Source organism: Mesorhizobium sp. M0060 (assembly GCF_040323155.1).
Taxonomy (GTDB): Bacteria; Pseudomonadota; Alphaproteobacteria; order Rhizobiales; family Rhizobiaceae; genus Mesorhizobium.
On sequence record NZ_JAMYUP010000003.1, the window covers coordinates 199,110 to 221,997 of the forward strand.

A 22,888-nucleotide genomic window follows, 5' to 3' on the forward strand; every position below is an offset into this window, starting at 1 on the left:
CGGCCAGGCACAGAAACGCCATCGCACGCCAGCCGGTTTTTATAGGCGACGAGGCGGCGCTGTGTAAGCCCGAAAATGAGTAAGGTGCCGCGTGTTGAATCGCGACCAGGCCACTTCCGTAAGCTAGAAGCCGGCAAAATATTGCACATTTCATGTAAATATGCACTCTCTCAAGTAAGCCGGAGGAGGGAAATATGGTCGATCTTGAAATATTGGCGCAGGTGGAAAACATAGTTCGCCAGCGTGTCAAGAAAACGCGCGCCGAGATTGAGGCTTCACTTGGTCACATCGCCAACGGCAATCCGCTGGCCGCCGAACAGACCATCTCCAGGCGCCTCGACAGGCTGCAGGTAAAGGCGTCGCTCAGCCGCACCGAAGCGGAGATGATATCGGCAGCGATCGACATGAGGTCTGCCGGTGAAAGAAAGGCCGCCGCTAAGCAGCCAGGACCGGAGGCAATTCTCGGCCCAACGCTCGACTTCATCGGGGTCGCATTCCTGGAGCGTGGGCGCCGTGCGGCCGATGCGGTCGGCCGAGTTGCCTTTCTCAACGGCAATCCACAGGGATCGGGTTTTCTGGTTGGGCCAAGTCTGTTCCTCACAAACAACCATGTGATTTCGTCGCCGGCGGAATCCCGGCGCTTCCAGGTCCAGTTCGACTATGAGCAGGACGGCGTGAATGCCGTGCGTACGCCGACGACGTTCCTGTTCGATCCTGAATTCTGTTTCGTGACCGACAGCATAGAGGGTCTGGACTATACGCTGATCGGGGTCGGTGAGCGGCGTTCCGGTCCAAAGGAACTGGGAGAGTTCGGTTTTATTTCGCTGTCGGACGCGCGCGACAAGCATATGCTTGGCGAAATCGCCAACATCGTTCAGCACCCCGATGGCCGCTTCAAGGAACTGGTGCTGCGTGAAAACCGGCTGGTGGCCCGCGACGAAACGGTTCAAGTGCTGCACTATGTTGCCGATACCGAACAGGGTTCGTCCGGGTCGCCGGTTTTCAACAACGAATGGGAGCCTATTGCCCTGCATCATTGGGCCGGCCCGTTCCACGAGGTGACGGGCATAGGTGGCTATGCGCTTGCGCGCGAGATCAACGAAGGCATACGGATCAGCGCCATCGTTGACGATCTGGGTGCTAGAAAGTCTAGGCTGCCGGGCTCCTCGGCATCGGCGGTTTCGGAAGCTCTGGCGATTTGGGCCGGCACGCCGCGCATGATGGATGAGACAGTTCGGCTGAACGCCGACGTTCGCGAAGATGTGCTGGACAAGGCGGTGCAGCGACCGGAACCGGATCGCAATCCGCCGGCGACGAGACACAACGCCGATGGCTCGGTCACGTGGACTTTTCCCGTCGAGATAAATGTCCGGGCGCCGTTGATCGACGGAGGCGATGCGCGACGAAACGACGGCAAAGGCCCAGCAAGCGAGCCCGCCAAGGTCGTGGCCATCGCCGAGGCAGCAGGTTGGAAGACAGAGGATTTCGATGATCGTGGAGGGTATGAGCCCGGCTTCATACCGGGCTTTGTCCTGCCAATGCCGACGGTCGCCGATTCACCCTACCGGTTGGCCAAAAACCTTCTTGCCAAACCGGGCGAGGATCCACACGAATTGCGCTATCATCATTTTTCGGTCTTGATGAACGCCGATCGCAGGCTTGCCTTCGTCACCGCCTGCAATATCGATGGATCCCGCACCAAGGCGGTCAATCGTGCGGACAAGACCGTCATCGACAACCCGTCGCTTGTCGAATTGGGGGTAGAGTCGATTTCCGGTTCGGAAGCCAGTGACGCTTTCCGGCCCGATCGCCGCATCGATCCTGGCGAGCAGATGACCCAGGAATTTTATTCGAGCCAGAATGTGCCTGGGTTTCCCGACCCAAGATCCAAGGAACGAATAGCTCGAATGTTCCAGAAGGGCCATATTACGCTTCGCGGCGACCCTGCGTGGGGGGTGGATCAGGAGGCGGTCGCCGCAGAACGGGACACGTTCTTCTATACCAATGCTGCGCCGCAAGTCGGCTTCTTCAATCAGGGAAGCTCGCTTGACCATCCCGGCTCCAAGGGAAAACTGAGATGGCGCGCCGTGGAAACTTATGTGCTGCGCAATGCCTATACGGCGCGAGGCCGTATCACGGTGTTTGCCGGTCCAGTGTTCCGCGGGGACGATCCTCCTTACCGCTTCGAAAGCCATGTTCCGCTGAAGTTCTGGAAGATCGCGCTGTGGTCCGATCAAGCTGGCCTGCGCGCCATCGCGCTGCTTGCAGACCAGAAGCCGGTCTTGGAAGTGATGCCCGAAGCGTTCGGTGGGCGTGCCGAGGCATTCGATGACCCGCTTGAAATTGCCAGGGTATCGGAGTTCCTTTCGACGGTGGCCGAGATTGAACGGCTGACCGGCCTGAACTTCGGCCAGCAGGTGCGCGACGCTGACATTCGGGCCGGTTCCGAATCGGTTCCGGCACAGACTTTCAACCCAACGCAACTGGCGCCCAACACGTCGCGGCCAAAGGCTTCATCGCCCAAGACTTCGACGCCCAAGACTTCGACGTTCAAGACTTCGGCGGCCAGCACCCGACGTCCTGCCAAGCGATCGAAGCGATACGCGTCTGACAACTGAAGATTGGACCGGTCGCGGATTCCGCTGCTCAACCCGGCATAAAGCCGGTGCGCAGCGCGTGAGCCCATTCCGGCCGTCCCGCCTGCTCGGCCTGACGCGCCGCCGCCTCGTGGTCATAGTCGACGGCGATGGCTTCGAAGCGATCTGGGTGCAATTCGATGATGCCATAGCGGGCGTGCGGAGAACCCTGCTCGGAGACATGCGCCGGCGGGGTCGAATCGTCATAGGCCGGGCAGCCGATGCTGCCCGGGTTGAAGATGACCGGACCGCCGGGAATGCGGATCAGCTCGCTGCGGTGGCTGTGACCGCAAAGCATGATGCGGCAGGCCGGATCAATTGCGCCGAGCCGCCGCTCGATGGCGGCCAGAGGGGCGCGCACCAGCCGGCCGTCGACTATCGCGTCAGTCAGGTATTTTTCATCGTGGTCGGGCCGGGCATGGAAGGCGATCACGCCGGGCGCGACCTCCAACGTGAGCGGCAGCGCGAACAGCGCCTCGCGCTGGGCTGCCGTCAGCCGTTCCTGCGCGTAGCGGTCGGAAGGCCACATCTGGTCGTCGAGCGGGTCGCGGGCAACGCGGCGGTCGTGGTTGCCGCGCACCGTCGGCAGCTCGAGAGCCTCGAGCCGCTCCATGGTCTCGCGCGGCCACAGCGGGCCGGAAACGCAATCGCCGAGATTGACGATGAGGTCGGCGCCGCCGCGTCGCCGCAGATCGTCGAGCACGGCGTCGAGCGCCAGGACATTGCCGTGGATGTCGGCGAGGACGGCAATGCGCATGGGAGGCTCCGTTAATTGGAATGGCTGGAGGGCAGGTGAAGCTACTTTGCTCGTCTCGCGAAGCGGGCGAGAGCGGAACCCAGCTTCGGGCCGTTCAGGCGCGGACTTCGATCTCGTGGCCGCCGACCGCCGGCAACGATGCGTCGTCGCCGGCCGCGGCAATCACGCTGTCGAGCAGGCCCGGGAAGCGGCGGTCGAGATCGTCACGGCGCAGCGTGATCAGCCGGCTGGTGCCAACTGCTTCGGTGCGGGTGACGCCAGCCTCACGCAGCTTGGCCAAATGGTAGCTCAGATTGGTCTTCGAGCAGAGATCGAGGAACCGGCTGCAATTCAGCGGCACGCCCTCTTTGCTGGCGAGATAGCGCACGATGGCCAGTCGCGTCGGGTCGCCGAGCACGGCAAGCACGTTCGGCAGGCTGATCTGGTCGGCGCTGGGATGGGGCAAGGTCATGCCCAGGAATTAAGCACATTCGGAGCCGATTTCAACGCATCTCCTCTCGTGACTGATCGACACATAGTTTCGTCCCGTCGCCCCGTCCTGACACCGGGCTGTCAGGATGGTTCGGCTATTTTGCAGCGCCTTTATTGACATCATGCCCTGTTAGTCCAATTGTTCAATAACCTTTGAACTAAAGGAAATTGCCATGGATAAGCGCCTCATCTGGCTTGCGCTCGGATCGTTCACGATTTCGACCGAAGGTTTCGTCATCTCCAGCCTTTTGCCCGACATTGCAAAGGATGCCGCCATCTCCGTTCCGCTCGCCGGCACGCTGATCACAGCGTTTGCGCTCGCCTATGCGATCGGCACGCCGATCCTGGCAACGCTGACCGGCGAATGGGACCGTCGCCGCGTCATTCTGTGGACGCTGGTGTTCTTCGTGTTGGGCAACGTCGCCGCGGCGCTGAGTTCCTCCTTCGAATTGCTGCTGATCGCGCGCATCGTCATGGCGCTGTCGTCAGGCCTGTTCGCGGCGACCGCACAGGGAACAGCCGTGGCGCTTGTCGACGATCATCACCGCGCCCGCGCCATTGCCGTGGTCGTCGGCGGCACGACCGTGGCGGTGGCGGTCGGCGCGCCGCTCGGCGCGCTTGTTGCGACGGTTGCCGGCTGGCGCGGCACGTTCTTCGCCATTGCCGGTCTTGGTGCGCTCGCCGGCGCGATCCTGTGGTACCGGTTGCCGCGCGGCATCGTCGGCACCAGGTTGCCGCTCCGGATGCGGCTGGCAGCGGCACTTCGCCCCGGCGTCATGCCGATCCTGGTGACGACGATCCTGGCGCTGATCGGCGCCTTCACCGTCTTTGCCTTTGTCGCGCCGCTCGCCATCGAAGGCGGCGGACTGAGCCCGATCGCGCTACCCGGAATGCTGCTCGCCTTCGGCGTTGGCGCGGTCATCGGCAACATCGGCGGCGGGCAGGCCGCCGACCGTTTCGGCGCGACGCGCACCGTCTGCTGGTCGCTGGCGCTGAGTGCCGCCATGCTGGTCACGTTTTCGCTGATCCCGATATTCCTGCCGCGCGAGATCGCCGGGCCGGCGCTGATGGCCATGATGGTGCCGTGGGGCATCGTCGGCTGGGCATTCCCACCGGCGCAGGCCAGCCGCATCATCAAGCTGGCGCCCGATGCCGCGCCCATCGTGCTGTCGCTGAACGCTTCGGCACTCTATCTCGGCGTCGCACTGGGTGCCGTGGTCGGCGCTGCGGTGCTGCGCTATGGCGCACCGGCCGACCTCGGCGTGGTCGCGGCGGCATTCCCGATCATTGGTCTGGGCGTGGTGCTGGCGAGCCACCTGGCGGCGCGTCCGGTGGCGATGCCGGCCGAATAAGGCTTGTTAGCAGAGCCTGGCTGCCGGCCGCCGATAATTCAAGTCGCGGCCGGCGGTGCGTCAAAATCCAGCGCGGCGATTTCGTCCAGCGCCGCTCGCAGGCTTGCCGCCTGCTCTTTTCCAACGATGTCTTCGAAGCGCTGCTGAGCGACGTGCCACAGCTTCAGGGCTTCTTCGAGCTTGGTCCGGCCCTGCGGTGTCAGTCTGACGCGCTTGACGCGGCGGTCGGCCGGGTCGGCGAAAGTCTCGATATAACCGTCGCGGATCAGCGGCTTGAGCGTGTGACCGAGGGCCGACAGATCCATAACGAGAGCTGCGGCAATGGCACCCATCGCCGGTTCGTTGCCGATGTGGATCTGGTAGAGCAGGCCCTGCTGCGTGGCCTTCAGGCCGGAGGGTGCGAGCACATCGTCATAGAACTGGCCGAGTTTTCGGGTCGCGCGGCGCAGCATCGCGTTGTTGCAAAGCGCCAGGCCGGGCAGGGTGGTTTGGGACATTGGCGGATTTCCGATGAGGGGACCGGAAGGGACCCTCGATGCGAACCAGAAATAGTCCTTGCTCGGCGGATTGACAAGATGATGGCATATGCCTACGTTCTGGCATATACCATTAATTAGTCTGCCAGTCGAAGCAAGGGCGTTGCCCTGCGGCACTGGCATTTGGAATCGAACCAGAAGGAACAAGACAATGAGCAAACAGGACAAAGGCACGGCGGTCGTCACCGGCGCCTCCTCCGGCATCGGCGCAGTCTATGCGGACCGGCTCGCCGGCCAAGGTTATGATCTGGTGCTGGTGGCGCGGCGCGCCGACCGGCTGGAGGAATTGGCGGAGACGCTCCGCTATGCGTATGGCCGCAAGGTCGGTGTCATCAGCGCCGACCTGGCCGACGACGCCGATCTGCGACGGGTCGAGCAGGCGATATCAACCGACGACAGCGTGACGCTGCTGGTCAACAATGCCGGCCTTGGCGGCGCGCAGGTGGTGGCAACGGCCGACGCCGATGTGGCCGAGCGCATGATCAAGGTCAATGTCGTGGCGCTGACTCGGTTGACGCGCGCGGTGCTGCCGGGACTGCTGTCCCGCAACCGCGGCACCATCGTCAACATCGCCTCGGTGCTGGCCTTCGATACCTCGTTCGGCGGCATCTACAGCGGCACCAAAGCCTATGTCGTCAACTTCACCGAGGCCTTGCAGCGGGAAGTCGCCGATAGCAAGGTAGCTGTACAGGTCGTGCTGCCGGGGGCCACCCGGACCGAGTTCTGGGAAGTTGCCGGAAGCGATATTGCCAACATGCCGCAAGAGATCGTCATGACGGCCGACGATCTGGTCGATGCAGCGCTTGCCGGCCTGGCCAAGGGCGAAACCGTCACCGCGCCCGGCCTCTCCGATCCGGCTGGATTGGAAACCTATCTTGGTGCGCGGCAAGGCTTCTTCGGCAGCCTGCTGGCCGGCAAGCCGGCGGCGCGTTACGCTGCCTGAATACTAACGCTGGTCTCACGCCGTCCGCCACATCGGAATGATCGAGGCGGCGAGAAACAGGCCAAGCATGATATTGAGCATACGCCACTGCCGCTCGGTTTTCAGCAACCGGGCGAGCAGCGTGCCGGCTACGCACCACGCCGCCAGCGATAGAGCCGCTGCAAGCCCGAAGACCGTGCCGAGCAGCAAGGCGAGCTGCAGTGGCCCGTTGGCGAGCGCGGCAAAAGATGCAGCCGCTCCCAATCCCATGGCCCAGCCCTTGGGGTTCATCCATTGCAGACCGGCGCCGCCGAAAAAGCTGTTCGGCTTTGCCATGGCCACGTCCGGATTGGGCGGGCCGCTGCGGCCGATCGTGAGGGCAAGCCAAACCAGATAGAGCGATCCGGCTATTTTCATTGCCAGTTGCAGGGAAGGGGCGGCGGCCAGCAGGCCGGCGAGCCCGGCAGCACCTGCCGCAGCCACGGTGGCCAGGCCGGCTGCACTTCCGGCCATCAGCGGGATAGAGCGGCGAAAGCCGAATTGCGCGCCGGACGCCGTCGACAATGTGGTGGCCATGCCGGGCGTGGAGGTTGAGACCAGCGCGAACAGGACGAGGGGAAGGACGGTTTCAAGCATGCTGCTTCCTTTGAAGCCAGCACGATAGGCTTTTGGACTCATCAGTAAATGCAATGTTTGCTATGATCTGCATTAGCAAATATAATGGCGTGATGCTCCGCAACCTCGATACTGCCTTGGTTCGAACCTTCGTCACCGTTGCCGACAAGGCAAGCATGACGGCGGCGGCCAACGCACTGCATTTGACGCAAGGCGCCGTCAGCCAGCAGATCAAGCGCTTGGAAGAGGTTCTCGGCTGCAGCCTGTTCGAGCGCGACCGGCGCGGACTGCGGCTGACCCGCTCCGGCGAGCAATTGTTCGGCAAGGGCAAGCGCCTGCTTTCCCTCAATGACGAGATCTTGGCGGAGATGGCGGGCCACGCGGTTGCCGGTCAGGTGCGGCTTGGCGCGCCGTACGACCTTGTCGGCACCTTGCTTGCGCCGGTGCTCAAGGTCTATGCCGAGACCTATCCGCAGGTCGAGATCTCGCTTGTCTGCGCCTCGTCGCCGGAGCTGGCTGCGGCCTTGGCGGCCGGCACGATAGAGCTTGCGGTGATCGAGGAGCCGGTCGGTCGGTCGATCGGCGAATGCCTTGTTTTGGACCGGCTGGTCTGGGTCGGCGCTAAAGGCGGCGGCGCCCGCAGCAAGCGCCCTTTGCCGGTATCGATGGTTGCCGAGACCTGCGCGTTCCGCCCGGTGGTCCTGGAGGCGCTCAACGAGCGCGGGCTGGAATGGCGCACCGTGTTCGAAAACGGCAGCATCGACGCGACGACGGCGACGGTGCGCTCGGACCTTGCCATCACCACCTGGTTGGCCTCGACAGTACCTGCCGATCTCGATGTTTTGGCCAACGATCCGGAGCTGCCGTCGCTGCCGAATTTTTCGATCAATCTGCACTTGCCCAAGCATGGTATCGGGCCGGCAGCACTGGCGTTTGCCGCCCATATCCGCGCTGGGTTGGCACGGCGGCAACAGGCGGCTTAGAAAACAGCAAAAAGGACGGCCGGTGTTCAGCCGTCCTTGATCGCCTCCACAGCGTCTATTTCCAGTTCTTGCGCCTCTCCATCTCGGCGTCGGAAGGCTCTTCCGTGGCAAAGGACCCGGTCTTGATCTCACCGGAGCGTTCATAGCTCGCCATGATGACACCGGTGGTCGATGCCTGCGAACGGGTCAGCTTGAAGGCGGCGGGTATTGTGCCGCTGCCGAACAGTTTTTTGCCCTTGCCCAGCACCAGCGGGAAAATCAGCAGGCTGATCTCGTCGATCAGGTCATTGGCGAGCAAGGTCTGGATCAGCTCGCTCGATCCCTGGATGAGCAGGTCCGGGCCGTCCTCCTCCTTCATCCGGCGCAATGTCGCCACGACGTCGCCGCCGAGTGGCTGGCTGTTTTGCCAGGACAGTGTGTCGGGCCTGTGCGTCGCCACATATTTAGTGACGGCGTTGAAACTGTCGGCGATCGGGTCGTTCTTCTGATAAGGCCAATGGGCGGCGAAGATGTCGTAGGTCTTGCGGCCCAGAAGCAGCGCGAACGGTTTTGAAAACGTCTCGCCCATGGCGGCGCCCATCACATCGTCCCAGTAGTGGAACGTCCAGCCGCCGAATTTGAAGCCGCCGACCGGGTCCTCTTCCGGCCCGCCGGGCGCTTGCATGACGCCGTCGAGGCTGACGAATGTTGCGGCGATGATCTTCCTCATTGGAGCTCCCTTTCCCTGATCCGTGCCGTCATGGCCGGACTTCGGCCCAAGGACGCGGGCGCCTGCCCGACACGACCGGCGGCACTTCTACGGCAAGGGCCGGATGACTGCCGATTGCCGGGTCTGTTTGGAGCAGAGAAACGCTATCAGCCCAGACCGACGACCGTATCGTAGAGCAGCTTGAAGTTGAGCACCAGGATGAGCCCGGCGACCACCCAGGCCAGCACCGCGACGGCGCGGGAAATGGCGAAATTGCCCATCTTGCGCTTGTCCGAGACGAACTGCACCAGCGGGACGACCGCGAAGGGAAGCTGCATCGACAGGATCACCTGGCTGAAGACGAGCAACTGGCCGGTGCCCTTCTCGCCATAAAGTGCGGTGACGACCACCACCGGAACGATGGCGATGCCGCGCGTCAGCAGGCGGCGCGCCCATTGCGGGATGCGCAGCCGCAAGAAGCCTTCCATCACGATCTGGCCAGCGAGCGTCGCCGTCACGGTCGAGTTCAGGCCGGAGGCAAGCAGCGCTACGGCAAACAGGATGGAAGCGATGCCGAGGCCGAGCAGCGGCGACAGAAGCTCGAAGGCCTGGCCGATCTCGGCCACGTCATCATGACCGGTGCCGTGGAACGCCACCGCCGACACGATCAGGATGGAGGCATTGACGAACAGCGCCAGTATCAGCGCGATGGTCGAGTCGGTCGTGGCCCATTTGATGGCGTCGCGCTTGCCGCGATCGGTGCGCTCATAGGCGCGGGTCTGCACGATCGAGGAGTGCAGATAGAGATTGTGCGGCATCACCGTGGCGCCGATGATGCCAATGGCGATGTAAAGCATGGCCGGATTGGTGACGATCTCGGACGACGGCACGAACATCGCATGCAGGATCGAGCCCACCGGCGGCGCGGCGGCAAAGATCTGGATGGCGAAGCAGCCGAAGATGATAATCAAAAGCGCTATGATGAAGGCCTCGAGGAAACGGAAGCCCTTGTTCATCAGCAATAGCAGCAGGAAGGCATCGAGCGCGGTGATGATGGCGCCGCCGATCAGCGGAATGCCGAACAGCAGTTGCAAGGCGATCGCCGTGCCGATGACCTCGGCCAGGTCGCAGGCGATGATGGCCAGTTCGCACGCGACCCACAGCATGAAATTGACCGGCCGCGGGTAATAGGCGCGGCACGCCTGCGCAAGGTCACGGCCGGTGGCGATGCCGAGCCGGGCGGCGAGCGCCTGCAGCAGAATCGCCATCAGGTTCGACAACATAATGATGAACAGCAGCGTGTAACCGAACTGGGCACCGCCGGCGAGGTCGGTCGCCCAATTGCCCGGATCCATGTAGCCGACCGAAACCATGTAGCCAGGCCCCACGAAGGCGAACAGCCGGCGAAACCAAATCCCCGAGTGCGGCACCGCGATCGTGGCGTTGACTTCGCGAAGGCTGGGCTGCTCGTCCTCCTCCGGGCGGGCAAATCGCCACATGGATCGGGGGGCTGAGGTGGCTTCGGCTTCCGACATGAAACGGCTTTCTACTGGAGCGATCGATGTTCTCTCCTTATCTATGCCACGGCTGAACATTATGCAATATGCTATATTTCATTGTCCGTGCTTTTTCGTGTGGCCGCTTGACGGTGCGACCGGAACGGCAGTGAACGCCGGTTGCGCCGGCCACTGAATGGAAATAAACGGCCAGAACGAACAGGGTTCCGTGTTATGACTGCAATGTCGATTCAAACTGCCGGGAGGAGCGCGTATTGGCGCTGAAGAAAAGACCGGTTCCTCGCGAAAAGCCGCTGCCTGACGCCGAAATCCACTCGAAAGGGTTCCGGCAAACGCGTGAGGCGCGCCGCAGCGCGCTGGTCGAGGACTATGTCGAGCTCATCGCCGACTTGATCGAGGACGGCAACGAAGCGCGCCAGGTCGATATCGCGGCGCGGCTCGGCGTCGCCCAGCCGACGGTGGCGAAAATGCTGACGCGGCTGTGCGCCGACGGGCTGGTTTCCAGAAAGCCCTATCGCGGCGTGTTCCTGACCGATGCCGGCCGCAAGGTCGCGGAAGAGAGCCGTATTCGCCACCAGACGGTGGAGGCGTTCCTGCGCTCGCTGGGCGTTAGCGCCGAGACGGCGCGCATCGACGCCGAAGGCATCGAACATCATGTCAGCGCCGAGACGCTCGAAGCCTTTCGCAAGGCGATAATCGCCGCCCGCTAGCTCCCTCCTTCGCCAACGCCTCCCTATGCCGACAGCGGAACCGCCGCACCGCACGACGCGTTTGAGTCATGCCGCGCGATTGTCGCGAGACCGAGGAGGATATCATGGGCGTCGAACAGGCACCGACCGCGAAGGGCAAGCAAGCAGCCAGTGGATTGAAGCAGGCGGCGGCGAAGGACGAACGGAGGACCGAAGCGGAAACCGGCCATCCGCTGAAAAAAGGTGCGGCGCGCTTCGAAGAGCGCTCGAAAAGCTCCGACGGCAAGAGCGCCGGCGCCAAGCAGAAGATTTGAGGGTAATCCGCGCCCCAGGGTTAGAAGGCGCCGGCAGGCTGTCCTCGTCGCAGCTTACTCCTGTGTATCCTGCAGCCAGTTGCGCGGATGGCCATCGACGCGGAACTGGAAGATGAAATAGGGCGGGATGCAAGTTCCCTTGCCGGGCTTTGCTTCCGGCACATCGTCATAACCGGCGGTGCAGATATAATCCTCGCGGCAGGGATGGGCCTTGTCGCAAGCACGCAGGCCAGCGGTCTTGGTGAATTCCCTGGTGCAGAATTTGTGATCCTTGCCGGAGGCTATGCAGTCGTTGAAGCCAGTCTTGGCGAGGCGGCCGCAGCTTGCCTCGTCGGGCAGCTTCTCGCAGTTCGCCTTGCGCAGCATGCCGCCAGGAAAGCCGCCGGTCTTCTGCTCGGGATTGTCGTAGCGCTGGCGCGCCGCGCCGTAGCCGGCCAGCTTTATCGGCGGTTTTCTATCCCTGGCCGGGTCGATGGCGCAGGCCTTCGCGGTTGCCGGTGACAGACGGCAATATTGGTCGTTGCCCCATTTCGACATCTTGATCTCGCCGAACTCCACCGGATCGCCGACCGCGGTGCCGGCCTCGCTGACGCAGGTGCCGAAGCCCGGATGGATGACGGTTTCGTGGACCCCGGCGCAACGCAGGCCTTTGCCGCAGGTCCAGTCCACAAAACTGGCGTCGGTGCCGCGATAGCAGATCGAGCCCCAGCCATTGTAGAGATCGGTACCCCTAAGCGCTTCGGCGTATTTTGCCTCCGGACGGGCGGCAAAGCCGCGGCTGAAATCCGGGTGCGCGCCGGCGGCGAACGCCTCGACGATGGCACGGCGGCGCGGCAGGTCGGCGAAAAACACCGCCGAGCCCGGCACGAACACCGCGTTGCGGCGCGGTTCGCTGGCCGGGTCGGCGCCGGTGTAATGGAAGCCGGCGATGCCGTGCGTCTGGTGACAGCCGGTGCAGGTCATCTCGTTGAGGCGCAGATTGAAGCCCGCCACCGATTTGACGGTGCGAAGCGTGTTGCCCCTGGCGACATAGTCCCTGAGCGCCTTGTCGATGGCGTCTTCGTCGAGCAGCCCATAGGCCAGATTGTTTTGCGACCGGCCCATGCCGCCGGGCGCTACCGAAACGGCGCTGGTCGCGAGGAATTTCTCGTCGATCACCAGGCGGCCGCGGTCGAGGTCATAGATATTGCGGTCGGTGAGCAGCCATTTTGCAAACGCCTGGCTGTCGGCCAGCACCAGTTGGCGGTCGATCTGGTTCTCCATCTTCGCTTCCTGGAAGATGGCTTCGGCAGGATCCCATTTGAAGATCTTCAACAGATATTCGGCGTGGCCGCCGAAGTCGCGCCGGCTCGAAGCCGACAGGCGCACGACCTGCATGTTGAGCTCGAGCCGCATGATCTGCGATGAATTCAGCATGGCGTTGGAGAGCGGGCCTTCGTCCGAGCGCAGCCACGCCGCCAGTTGATCCGGCTCGAGGTTCTTCTGCCCGGCGGCAAGCCAGCGCTTCGCCACGTCCGCGCAGGAACCGTTGGCCGAGCGCGGACGGTCCTTCGAGGCGCGAGTCTCCACCGAAGTCGGCATGGCGTTGAAGACCAGGCTCATGGTCAGCGGCAGGCGCGACGAAATGCGTTGCCCAGGCTTCTCCTCGACCGAATAGTGGAAGCGGTAGACCAGCCTGATCTCGCCGCACTCGGTGTGGCCGAGATAGCCACGATCCATGCGGTTGACGACGCCGGTCAGGTCCAGTGTCGAGCCGTCGTCGTCAACGTAGTTCGGATTGAATTTCTGGCTGCTGTCTTTCGACTTCTCCAGAGCGGCGACATAAGGGTCGGGGCTGTTTTTCGGCTCGTCGACGATCTGCTGTTTGACGGCGTTGCGCACCGGGGTCAGCGCGCGCACCGAAAACAGCCCGCGATTGTCGACGTCGCGTGTCAGTCCGAGCGCTGGCCCAAGCAGACGGCTGATCGATAGGCCGCCGCGCTCGAGCGCCTGCAAGGTCTCGGGATCGGTGATGGCGACACTGGAATCGAGGGTAACGGCGCCAGCCGGCCCGCGGCCTAGGCACAATAATGCCGTAAACAAGAACAGAAATCGTGCGATCGTCCGCAAGCGCCCCTCGCTTCCACAAGCAGGACGGATGCTACAGACCTTGCGACGTCTCGGCCAGAGTAGACGGGGCGCCAGCAAGCATTGCTTGTTCACGCGAAAAATACTGTGACTTGGCGTAGCCATTGGGATAATTGTTTGCTGGGTCGGAACCGGCCAGGACATCGGCGGGTTGACTGGAAACGTGCATCACGGGGGATTGCCATGCTCTGGAAGGGCCGTCGTCAAAGTGACAATGTCGAGGACGAGCGCGGCCAGAGCGGCGGGGTTGGCGGCGGCAGCCCCGGCCAGTTCCGCATCCCGATCGGCGGCCGCGCCGGCGGTGGTTCGAGCATCTTTATCATAGTTCTGGTTGTCCTCGCCGGATGGTACTTCGGCTTCGATCCGTCGCAGATCCTGGGTGGTGGCGACGGCAGCTTGGTGCCGGGCGGCGGCGGCCAGATCACCGACAATAGCGGTGCGCAAGGCGGCGGCACCGGTGCGCCGGCCTCCGACGACATGAAGCAGTTCGTGTCGACTGTGCTGGCCGAGACCGAGGACACCTGGACCGGTATTTTTCAGTCCGAGGGCCTGACCTATCAGGATCCAAAACTGGTCCTGTTCAGCGGACGGATCGGCTCTGCTTGCGGCTCTGCCACGTCGGCGGCCGGGCCGTTCTACTGTCCCAGCGACCGCAAGGTCTATCTCGACACCACCTTCTTCCAGCAGCTCGACCAGCAGTTCGGCGCCTCGGGCGACTTCGCACAGGCCTATGTGATCGCGCATGAGGTCGGCCACCACGTGCAGAACCTCGTCGGCATCCTGCCCAAATTCAACCAGATGCGGCAGAACATGGGCGAAGCCGACGCCAACCACATGTCGGTGCAGGTCGAGCTCCAGGCCGATTGCTTTGCCGGCATCTGGGCACATTTCACCGGTCAGAAGGGCATCCTGGAACAGGGCGATATGGCTGAGGCACTGAACGCCGCCAAGCAGATCGGCGACGACACGCTGCAGAAGAAGATGCAGGGTTACGTTGTGCCGGAAAGCTTCAACCATGGCACGTCACAGCAGCGGCAGACCTGGCTGGCGCGCGGCTTCCAGAACGGCAAGCTTTCGGACTGCGATACGTTCAACAACCCGATATGAAGCGGCGGTTTTCTTGCTAATCTGAGAGACTGGATTGCAGTCAGGGGATGTCAGGATGGAAACATCCTGCTCGTTCCCTCATTGTTCCAAGCGATGTGCTCGCCTATAAGGTGCCTCCGCCTTCGCCCGGGCGGCTCGAGGAGATACCATCATGATCGATCCCAAAACCGCCAGGCGGGGCCTTGCGCTTGTTTTCACCACCCTGCTGCTCGACATCATCGGCTTCGGCATCATTATGCCGGTGCTGCCGGCCTATCTCAGGGAATTGACCGGCGTCGGCATCAGTGAGGCGGCTATCGAGGGCGGCTGGCTGTTCTTCGTCTATGCGGCGATGCAGTTCGTTTTCGCACCGGTGATGGGCGGGTTGAGCGACCGGTTCGGGCGGCGGCCGATTCTGCTCGCCTCGGTGCTGACGTTCGCTATCGACACCTCTGATCTGCGCCATCGCCTGGTCCTATCCGATGCTGTTCATCGGCCGCGTGCTGGCCGGCGTTTCCGGCGCCAGCTATTCCACGACGTCGGCGTTCATTGCCGACATCTCGACCGACGAAAACCGTGCGAAGAATTTCGGCCTGCTCGGCATCGCTTTCGGCGTCGGCTTCGTTATCGGTCCGGTTCTGGGCGGGTTGCTCGGCACGTTCGGGCCGCGCGTTCCGTTCTATTTCGCCGCCGGGCTTGCTTTCGTAAACTTTTTGATCGCGCTGTTTCTGTTGCCGGAAACGCTTGATAGCAAGCATCGTCGCCGCTTCGAGTGGAAACGCGCGAACCCGGTCGGCACGCTCATCCAGATGCGCAACTACGAAGGCATCGGCTGGATCGGGCTTGTCTTCTTTCTGATGACGCTTGGACACATGATGTATCCCGCGGTCTGGTCGTTCGTCTCCAATTACCGCTATGGCTGGAGCGAACAGCAGATCGGCTTCTCGCTCGGCGCCTTCGGCCTGTGCGGGGCTATCGTCATGGCGACGGTCCTGCCGCGCGTGATCCCCAAGCTCGGCGAGTGGAGGACGGCGGTGATCGGTCTGGCATTTACGGCACTCAGCGCCTTCGGCTATGCGTTCGCGTCGCAAGGCTGGATGATCTATGCAGTGATCGTTGTCGGATGTCTCGAGGCGTTGGCCGACCCGCCGCTCAGAAGCTTGGCGGCCGCCAAGGTGCCGCCTTCAGCGCAGGGCGAACTCCAGGGCGCGATGACCTCGATCTTCTCGATCACGTCGATCATCACCCCGCTGCTTTATACGGCGATCTTTTCCTGGTTCACCGGTTCGGACGCGCCGGTGGTTTTCGGCGGGGCTCCCTATCTGCTTGGCGCGATTTTCCTGACACTGGCGCTCATCGCGTTCGTCACAAAAGTGGCCAAGCCGACGCCGAAGGAAGTCAAACGCATGCATGCGCAGGAAGCGGTGGAAGCGGTGACGGACGAGGCTTGATCTGCGCTAGGACCGGAAAATGAAACGTGGCGTTCTGCCTCGCCGGCATCGTCAGCCGAATGCGTTTTGACACAATGTTCTAGCAGCGCTCGGCCAGTGCCGGCTCGCCACGCTTTTCGCGGATCAGGTTGACGAAGCGGCGGAACAGATAGTGCGAATCCTGCGGGCCGGGCGAGGCTTCCGGATGATGCTGGACCGAGAAGACCGGCTTTCCGGTGAGCGCGATGCCGCAATTCGAGCCGTCGAATAGCGAGACATGGGTTTCCTCGACGCCGCTCGGCAATGAGTCGGCATCGACGGCAAAGCCGTGATTCATAGAGACGATTTCGACCTTGCCGGTGGTGTGGTCCTTGACTGGATGGTTGGCGCCGTGATGGCCCTGATGCATTTTTGCGGTCTTGCCGCCCAGCGCCAGCGCCAGCATCTGGTGGCCGAGGCAGATGCCGAACAGCGGGATATCGGTCTTCAACAGATCCTGGATGATCGGAACGGCGTAGTCGCCGGTGGCTTCCGGATCGCCGGGGCCGTTGGACAGAAAAATGCCGTCCGGCCGCATCGCCAGGATTTCCTCGGCGCCGGTCTTGGCCGGCACCACGGTGACCTTGGCGCCGAGGCCGGCAAGCAGGCGCAATATGTTGCGCTTGACGCCGTAATCGATGGCAACGACGTGCATCGATGGATCGGCCTGTTCGCCAAAGCCCTCGTTCCAAATCCAGGGCGTCTCGCGCCAGACCGAGGATTGGCCGGAGGTGACCTCCTTGGCCAGGTCAAGCCCGATAAGGCCCGACCATGCGGCGGCGCGGCGCTGGAGATCGTCGACGTCGAAGATACCGTCGGGGGCGTGCGCGATGACGGCGTTGGGCATGCCCTTTTCGCGGATCAGCGCGGTCAGCGCGCGGGTATCGATGCCCGAAAGTGCGACGATGCCGCGTTTTTTCAGCCATTGGTCGAGGCCGGTTGCGGCGCGATAATTCGACGAGTTGGTGACATCGGCCTTGAAGACGGCACCGACGGCACCGGCGCGGGCCAGCGGGTTGAGGTCCTCGATATCCTCGTCATTGGTGCCGATATTGCCGATATGCGGGAAGGTGAAGGTGACGATCTGGCCGGCATAGGAGGGGTCGGTAAGGATCTCCTGATAGCCCGTAAGCGCAGTGTTGAAGCAGACCTCAGCGACGGAGGAGCCGGTGGCGCCCAGACCGCGGCCCTCGATGACGGTGCCGTCGGCCAGCACCAGCAGGGCGGTCGGCTTCTCGGTGGCCCAAGGGGCGGTCATCGTTGCCATGGCGGCACTCCTAAAGGCTGCGCCCCTCAATCGGCGCAACAAAAGGCGCGAAGCGGCAATCTCACAGCCTCGGCGCGCAACAAAAATTCAGTTCATGCAAGGCCCAGTACATAGGGGAAGGCGCCAAGGCGGTCAATGATGCCGCGCCGTACGAGTCTGGATTTATTTCGTGGAACAATATCAGCGGTTTGCCGGACGCTATCGAGTTTGCCTTGGGCTTTCGGCACGGCTATTGTCCGCCGCATTCGAAGGAGAAAGCACCATGCGAGGCAAAATCGCCGAATCCCTGAAGAGCGCGATGAAGTCGCAGGACAAGCGCCGGCTGCCGACATTGCGGCTGATCCAGGCGGCCATTCATGATCGCGACATCGCCAATCGCGGCGCCGGCAAGGAGCCGGCCAGCGATGACGAAATCCTGCAGATCCTGGCCAAGATGGTGAAGCAGCGCGAGGAATCGGCCAAGGCGTTCGACGACGGCAAGCGGCCGGAGCTTGCAGCGCAGGAGCGCGACGAGATGGCCATCATTCGCGATTTTTTGCCGACGCAACTGGGCCAGGCCGAGACGGAAAGCGCCGTCCGTTCCGCCATCGCCGAGACCGGCGCCAGCGGTGTCAAGGACATGGGCAAGGTGATGGCGGCGCTCAAGGAAAAATACGCCGGCCAGATGGATTTCTCCAAGGCGAGCGGCATCGTCAAGAGCCTGCTTCAGTAGGCTGCGGAAGGCCTTGCTGTCCTGCCCGCAAATCTGGCGGCAGCCAATCGCTCGTGCATCATGATCGAACTCGTCAAACCGGCGTTTGAACACCTGCCGTCCTACAAGGCGGCCCTCGAGCGCGGCTGGTCGCCGGACAATGTGCGGCTGCGTGAGGCTACACGCGAGCAGCTTGCGGCTATCGAAAGGGATCCGACGGCTTTTCTTGCCGATCTCGATGATCCCGGCGCCAAAGGGCCGCCGATCGCTTTGCCGGACGGCACGAAAATGCCGCGGCTGCCTGGATTCCGGCGCTGGATATGGAACGGGGAAGTCGCAGGCTCGATCGGCTTGCGCTGGCAGCCCGGCACCGCGGCTTTGCCGCCGCACGTGCTCGGCCACATCGGCTACGCGGTGGTGCCGTGGAGACGGGGACGCGGCTATGCGACCGAGGCGCTGCGGCTGATGTTGGGCGAGGCGAGGGCGGTTGGCCTGCCCTTCGTCGAGATCACCTGCAAGCCGCACAATGTGCCCTCGCAGAAGGTTGTTCTGGGCAATGGTGGCCGGCTTGTCGGGCGTTTCTTCGAGGACGCCGCCTATGGCGGCGCCGAAAGCCTGCGCTACAGGATCGATCTGTAGCCCTATTCGGCGGCAGTCGGCAGCGGCGGCGCAGCCCTGCTGCGCCATTCCCAGACATGCGAGGCAATCGCGACCGCGACCGCGACCAGCATGGCGATCGCGCCAACCACCGGCAGGCTGCGGTAGCCGTAGCCGGCATTGAGCATGGCCGCTCCGAGCGATGCGGCGAGCGCGATGCCGACATTGAAGCCCGATGGAATGAGCGACGAGGCAAGGTTGGAGGCGTCCGCGGTCCAGGTAAGGATGCGGGTCTGGATCGGCGTGCCGATGGCGAAGTTAAGGCCGCCCCATATGATGATCGCCGTCACCATCGGCAGTGGATAAGGGCTGACGGCATAGATTAAGGCAAGCATCACCGCCTGCAGGAAAAGCATGGCGATAAGCGACGGCATCAGCTTCCAGTCCGCGAGCCGCCCGCCGACAAAGACGCCGATCGTAGCGCCGACGCCATTGAGCAAGAGCACCCAAGGTATCCATTTCTCGTCGAGGCCGGTGACCTCTAGCAGCGTCGGCGTTATGTAGGTGAACAGGCCGAACTGGCCGATCATCAGCATCAGCATGATGATGAGCGAGGTCCAGACCTGCTGGCGCGCGAGCACGCGTACCTCGCTGCCAAGGCTGACGGACGGGCTCGACGATCCCGTCTTGCGCGGCAGCAGGGCGCTGATGGCCGCGAAGGCCGCCACGCCCAGCGCGCACATCACCCAGAACGTTGAACGCCATCCCCAGATGTTGCCGATTGCTGTGCCGGCCGGCACGCCGATGACGTTCGATACTGTGAGGCCGGACAGGATCAGCGCCACCGCCATCCCGCGCTGGTCTTCGCGCACAAGGCCGACGGCCACCACCATGGCAACGCCGAAATAGGCGCCGTGCGCCACGGCCACCGCAATCCGTAACAGCAACATCGAGGCGAAGTCCGGCGCCAGCGCGCAGGCCGCCTGGCCGATGGTGAAGGCTGCAGTCAGTCCAAGCAGCAGGGCCTTGCGGGAGAGCCTCTTGGTGGCGAGCGCCAGCAGCGGGCCGCCGACTGCAATGCCGCCGGCATAGCCGGAGACGAGGAAGCCGGCGGTCGGGATCGAGACGCCAAGTCCATTCGCCACCTGCGGCAGCACGCCGGCGATGACAAATTCGGTGGTGCCGAAGGCGAAGGCGGCAATGAACAGGGCAATGAGGGGAAGCATGGCGGGAAGGCGATCCTCGGATAGGATGGCCTCAAACCATGGATGAGGGCAGCGGGCAATCCAGAAATTGTCGACGCCGCTTTAGCTTTTCTTGATCGTCAGCCAGGGGCCTGCCGCGCCGGCAAAAACTACGCGGCCGTCTTCCTCCCGTAGGGAATTTTCAGCCACGCCCGTTCGTGGAGATAGTAGAGCAGCGACTTGGTGACGACTTCGGTCAGCCCGATGGCCGCGGCGAGCTTGATGCTTCCCGTGACCACCAGAGAGATGATCATTGTGTCGATGGTTCCGGTGGCACGCCAGGATAGCGCCTTGGCGAAGCTGCGCGAATGGGTATCCATCGATTGACTATCTCCCAGTAATCGGAACCGATCTCTTAGCCGACGTACGGGAAGGCGGAGCAAAGGTTAATTATCGTGTGTTTGGCTTGACGCAGTTTCCGCGCCGACGTTTGGGCTGTGTTGTGCAAGCCGAACCTATCCCGCCTTCAGGCGCGAACCGGTGAGCAGGCCGCGTTCCTCAAGCACGGGGTAGGCCATCGAGGCGAGCAGCGAGTTGATCTGCTTGAGGTCGCGGATGGTGTCGAGGTGGATGGAGCTGGTCTCGACGCTCTTGGCGGTGCCGTCGCGCAGCCGCACGAAATGGCTCTGGCTGGTTTCCTTCTCGCGGTCGCGCAGCCGGTCCTTTTCCAGCACCAGCTGGCGAGCTGTTTCAGCATCGCGCGAAACCAGCACGTTGAAGGCAAGCCTGGCGTTGTCGAGCACCAAAGCATGGAAGGCGCAAAGCTCGCGCCAGCCTTCCGGCGTGAACTCCAGCCCACGCTCGAATTTCTTCTTCACGTGGACCAGCATGTTGCGCACGATGATGTCGCCGACCTGCTCCAGCTTGACGCAGGCGCCGATCAGCTCCTGGCAGCGCAGTGCCTCGTCCTCGCTCAGCGGGTTCTTGGTGACCTTGGCCAGATAGAGCTTTATCGCCGCGTGCTTCCTGTCGACGCGGTCGTCGAGTGCGGCCAGCGCGCTGATCTTGTCGGCGTCGGCGCTCTCATAGAGTTCGATGATCCGCTTCAGCATGATCTCGACCGTCTCGCAGACCCGTACCACCTCGCGGGTGGCGTTGGCGAGTGCTTGGCTTGGCACGTCGAGCGCACTGTCGTTGAGCGCGGAAAGCTCGACGACGTCGAGCGCGTTGGCCAGCTCCGGCTTGGTGCCCAGCGCCACGATCTTTTCCGAGGCGCGATAGACTAGGCTCGCCAGCGGCAGGCCGGCGATCAGGATCAGGATGTTGAAGACGATGTGAGCATTGACGATCTGGTCGGGCACGGTGCTGCCCAAAAAGGCGACCGGCGGCTTGAACGTCAGGAACAGAATCAGCATGATCAGCGAGCCCATGCCGCGCATCAGGAGATTGCCGATCGGCACGATGCGAACGCCGGGTTCTGCGTTGCGGGTTAGAAGCGGCGCGATGATCGAAGAGCCGAGATTGACGCCGAGCACCAGCACGATACCGAGTTCGGGCGGGATGAAACCGCGGCTGGCCAGCGTCACCATCAGCAGCACGGCGGCGATCGAGGAATGGAACAGCCAGGTGACCAACGCCGCCAGAAGATAGGCGGTGACCGGATCGCCGGAGAAGTAATCGACGATGAGCGGCATCAGCGTGCTCTGGCGCAGTGGCTCCGACGCCTGGCCGATCATCTCCAGCGACAGAAGCAGCAGGCCGATGCCGACCAGGATGCGGCCGAACTGGCGCCAGTCGCGCCGCTCGGTGGCCATGAACATGACGGTGCCGGCGACCAGGCAGATCGGCACCAGCAGCGACAGATCGAAGGTGAGCAGCTTGACCACCAGCGCCGAGCCGATCTCGGCGCCGCGCACCGCAAGCTGGCCCGACATGCCGCTGACGATGCCGGAGCCGGCGAATGAGCCGACCAGCAAGGTAACGGCGGTCGAGCTCTGCAGCGCGACCGCCAGGCCGCAGCCGGCCAGAACCGCCATGAAGGGATTGCGCATGGTGGCGCGCAATTTGTGGCGCAGCACGTCGCCATAGGCGCGCTCGACGCCGGTCTTCACCAAACGGGTGGCGAACAGCATCAGTGCGACCGCGCCGGCAAGGTGCAGTAAAACGACGGAGCCGCTCATGCCCAGCCCCGCAATCCGACAGGTACCAGCGACGCGGGCGCCGTGAAGTCAAAGGGGCAAAAGTGGGTGCGAATCGTGGACATTGCAGAAGTTGATATTACTCCGATTTATTTTAGCCGAATAATAAATTTTGCCCGGTTCGGACGAGCGTTGGCACGCGACGGGGCGTGTCGGAAATGGATGGCTGGCAAAATGGTTGCATTGCCTGCGGGGGCGCGGAGGGTCACGCAGCCCAGTTCGGACGCCCGCTCTAAAGGTAATACTGAATTAGGCATTCTAAATGCAAGTAATCATTACGAAAATGTAATCCCTGCGTTCAGTTTCGGTTCATCCTTCCGGCTCTATTCCATAGGCATCAACCAAGGAGTACCCGTCATGAAACGCATCGTTCTTTCCGCCATTGCCTTCTCGATGCTGGCTGCAACGGCGTTGCAGGGCGAGGCTGCACCGCTGAACACACCAAACGCGCCGCGGTCGAACTACAGCCAGGTCGACTGGCAAAAGCCCGGCAGGCATGTCGACGTGAACAAGCATGTCGACGTGAACAAGCGCGTCGTAGTGAAGAAGAAGGTCGTCGTGAAGCGCAGCCATTGGCGCAACGGCCAGAGATACTCCAGCTGGAAGCGCCATCAGCCGATCCGCGACTATCGCCACTATGGCCTGCGCCGCCCCGGTCCCGGTCAGGAGTGGATCCGGGTCGGCAACGACTATCTGCTGGTCAGCGTGCTCTCCGGCCTGATCTTCGGCGCCATCGCCACGCAGTGAATCATCCAGAAGGCGGCCCGCAGTGGCCGCCTTTTCTTTGTG

The 22,888-nt window shown here is 62.9% G+C and carries 21 protein-coding genes and 1 pseudogene; 11 read left to right on the forward strand and 11 right to left on the reverse strand.

Translation table 11 applies throughout. The annotated features are described in order from the left end of the window. Positions 1–194 precede the first annotated feature (194 nt). Positions 195–2,618: a DNA/RNA non-specific endonuclease gene (locus tag NKJ94_RS04995; RefSeq protein ID WP_352523303.1), complete on the forward strand. Its 2,424-nt coding sequence runs from the start codon at positions 195–197 to the stop codon at positions 2,616–2,618. Positions 2,619–2,646: 28 nt separating this feature from the next. Here the strand turns inward: NKJ94_RS04995 and NKJ94_RS05000 are convergent, their stop codons facing one another. Both NKJ94_RS05000 and NKJ94_RS05005 read right to left on the reverse strand, forming a co-directional pair. Then, positions 2,647–3,393, reverse strand: coding sequence for a metallophosphoesterase family protein (locus tag NKJ94_RS05000; RefSeq protein WP_352523305.1), 747 nt, complete (start codon positions 3,391–3,393; stop codon positions 2,647–2,649). Between the two features lie 94 nt (positions 3,394–3,487). Continuing rightward, positions 3,488–3,844 carry an ArsR/SmtB family transcription factor gene (locus NKJ94_RS05005; RefSeq protein ID WP_352523307.1) on the reverse strand — a complete coding sequence of 119 codons (357 nt, stop codon included), beginning with the start codon at positions 3,842–3,844 and terminating at the stop codon, positions 3,488–3,490. Positions 3,845–4,037: 193 nt separating this feature from the next. On the opposite strand from NKJ94_RS05005, the gene NKJ94_RS05010 reads away from it, so the two are divergent. Then, the gene (locus NKJ94_RS05010) at positions 4,038–5,216 is read left to right on the forward strand and encodes an MFS transporter (protein WP_352523309.1); all 1,179 of its coding nucleotides are present in this window, start codon (positions 4,038–4,040) and stop codon (positions 5,214–5,216) included. 38 nt (positions 5,217–5,254) lie between these two features. On the opposite strand, the gene NKJ94_RS05015 is transcribed toward NKJ94_RS05010, so the two are convergent. Next, positions 5,255–5,713 carry a MarR family winged helix-turn-helix transcriptional regulator gene (locus tag NKJ94_RS05015; protein ID WP_352523311.1) on the reverse strand — a complete coding sequence of 153 codons (459 nt, stop codon included), beginning with the start codon at positions 5,711–5,713 and terminating at the stop codon, positions 5,255–5,257. Between the two features lie 190 nt (positions 5,714–5,903). Here NKJ94_RS05015 and NKJ94_RS05020 point away from each other — a divergent pair, with 190 nt between their 5' ends. Further along, on the forward strand, positions 5,904–6,695 hold the full coding sequence (locus NKJ94_RS05020; RefSeq protein ID WP_352523313.1) for an SDR family NAD(P)-dependent oxidoreductase: 792 nt from the start codon (positions 5,904–5,906) through the stop codon (positions 6,693–6,695). 15 nt (positions 6,696–6,710) lie between these two features. Here NKJ94_RS05020 and NKJ94_RS05025 read toward each other — a convergent pair whose 3' ends face one another. After that, on the reverse strand, positions 6,711–7,310 hold the full coding sequence (locus tag NKJ94_RS05025; RefSeq protein WP_352523315.1) for a LysE family translocator: 600 nt from the start codon (positions 7,308–7,310) through the stop codon (positions 6,711–6,713). Between the two features lie 92 nt (positions 7,311–7,402). Between NKJ94_RS05025 and NKJ94_RS05030 the strand changes: the two genes are divergently transcribed. After that, positions 7,403–8,272 carry a LysR family transcriptional regulator gene (locus NKJ94_RS05030; RefSeq protein ID WP_352523404.1) on the forward strand — a complete coding sequence of 290 codons (870 nt, stop codon included), beginning with the start codon at positions 7,403–7,405 and terminating at the stop codon, positions 8,270–8,272. A gap of 55 nt (positions 8,273–8,327) precedes the next feature. Here NKJ94_RS05030 and NKJ94_RS05035 read toward each other — a convergent pair whose 3' ends face one another. Both NKJ94_RS05035 and NKJ94_RS05040 read right to left on the reverse strand, forming a co-directional pair. After that, a complete protein-coding gene (locus tag NKJ94_RS05035) occupies positions 8,328–8,981 on the reverse strand; it encodes a dihydrofolate reductase family protein (RefSeq protein WP_352523317.1) in 654 nt (217 codons plus the stop codon). A gap of 146 nt (positions 8,982–9,127) precedes the next feature. Continuing rightward, on the reverse strand, positions 9,128–10,495 hold the full coding sequence (locus NKJ94_RS05040; RefSeq protein ID WP_352523319.1) for an Nramp family divalent metal transporter: 1,368 nt from the start codon (positions 10,493–10,495) through the stop codon (positions 9,128–9,130). Positions 10,496–10,731: 236 nt separating this feature from the next. Here NKJ94_RS05040 and mntR point away from each other — a divergent pair, with 236 nt between their 5' ends. Beyond that, complete coding sequence (gene mntR, locus NKJ94_RS05045) at positions 10,732–11,187, forward strand: manganese-binding transcriptional regulator MntR (protein WP_352523321.1); 456 nt, start codon at positions 10,732–10,734, stop codon at positions 11,185–11,187. Between the two features lie 104 nt (positions 11,188–11,291). Next, the gene (locus NKJ94_RS05050; protein ID WP_352523323.1) at positions 11,292–11,480 is read left to right on the forward strand and encodes a hypothetical protein; all 189 of its coding nucleotides are present in this window, start codon (positions 11,292–11,294) and stop codon (positions 11,478–11,480) included. A 54-nt stretch (positions 11,481–11,534) separates the two neighbouring features. Here the strand turns inward: NKJ94_RS05050 and NKJ94_RS05055 are convergent, their stop codons facing one another. After that, positions 11,535–13,562, reverse strand: coding sequence for a hypothetical protein (locus NKJ94_RS05055; protein ID WP_352523325.1), 2,028 nt, complete (start codon positions 13,560–13,562; stop codon positions 11,535–11,537). 228 nt (positions 13,563–13,790) lie between these two features. Here NKJ94_RS05055 and ypfJ point away from each other — a divergent pair, with 228 nt between their 5' ends. After that, a complete protein-coding gene (ypfJ, locus tag NKJ94_RS05060; protein ID WP_352523326.1) occupies positions 13,791–14,714 on the forward strand; it encodes a KPN_02809 family neutral zinc metallopeptidase in 924 nt (307 codons plus the stop codon). Between the two features lie 151 nt (positions 14,715–14,865). Further along, positions 14,866–16,144: pseudogene (locus NKJ94_RS05065) on the forward strand (TCR/Tet family MFS transporter). A 79-nt stretch (positions 16,145–16,223) separates the two neighbouring features. Here the strand turns inward: NKJ94_RS05065 and carA are convergent. After that, a complete protein-coding gene (gene carA / locus NKJ94_RS05070) occupies positions 16,224–17,429 on the reverse strand; it encodes a glutamine-hydrolyzing carbamoyl-phosphate synthase small subunit (RefSeq protein ID WP_352523327.1) in 1,206 nt (401 codons plus the stop codon). Between the two features lie 262 nt (positions 17,430–17,691). On the opposite strand from carA, the gene NKJ94_RS05075 reads away from it, so the two are divergent. Together NKJ94_RS05075 and NKJ94_RS05080 are read left to right on the forward strand one after the other, a co-directional pair. Then, the gene (locus NKJ94_RS05075) at positions 17,692–18,141 is read left to right on the forward strand and encodes a GatB/YqeY domain-containing protein (protein WP_292658734.1); all 450 of its coding nucleotides are present in this window, start codon (positions 17,692–17,694) and stop codon (positions 18,139–18,141) included. 60 nt (positions 18,142–18,201) lie between these two features. Beyond that, on the forward strand, positions 18,202–18,759 hold the full coding sequence (locus NKJ94_RS05080; RefSeq protein WP_352523328.1) for a GNAT family N-acetyltransferase: 558 nt from the start codon (positions 18,202–18,204) through the stop codon (positions 18,757–18,759). 2 nt (positions 18,760–18,761) lie between these two features. Here the strand turns inward: NKJ94_RS05080 and NKJ94_RS05085 are convergent, their stop codons facing one another. From NKJ94_RS05085 to NKJ94_RS05095, 3 genes are all read right to left on the reverse strand, one after another. Next, entirely contained in the window at positions 18,762–19,943 is a 1,182-nt protein-coding gene (locus NKJ94_RS05085; protein WP_352523329.1) for an MFS transporter, read from the reverse strand. 128 nt (positions 19,944–20,071) lie between these two features. Next, positions 20,072–20,281 (reverse strand): DUF2061 domain-containing protein, encoded by a 210-nt coding sequence (locus NKJ94_RS05090; RefSeq protein WP_352523330.1) that lies wholly within the window; start codon positions 20,279–20,281, stop codon positions 20,072–20,074. Positions 20,282–20,416: 135 nt separating this feature from the next. Further along, positions 20,417–22,081, reverse strand: a complete 1,665-nt coding sequence (locus NKJ94_RS05095; protein WP_352523331.1) for a Na/Pi cotransporter family protein — start codon at positions 22,079–22,081, stop codon at positions 20,417–20,419. 375 nt (positions 22,082–22,456) lie between these two features. On the opposite strand from NKJ94_RS05095, the gene NKJ94_RS05100 reads away from it, so the two are divergent. Next, positions 22,457–22,846 carry an RcnB family protein gene (locus tag NKJ94_RS05100; protein WP_352523333.1) on the forward strand — a complete coding sequence of 130 codons (390 nt, stop codon included), beginning with the start codon at positions 22,457–22,459 and terminating at the stop codon, positions 22,844–22,846. Positions 22,847–22,888: the final 42 nt, after the last annotated feature.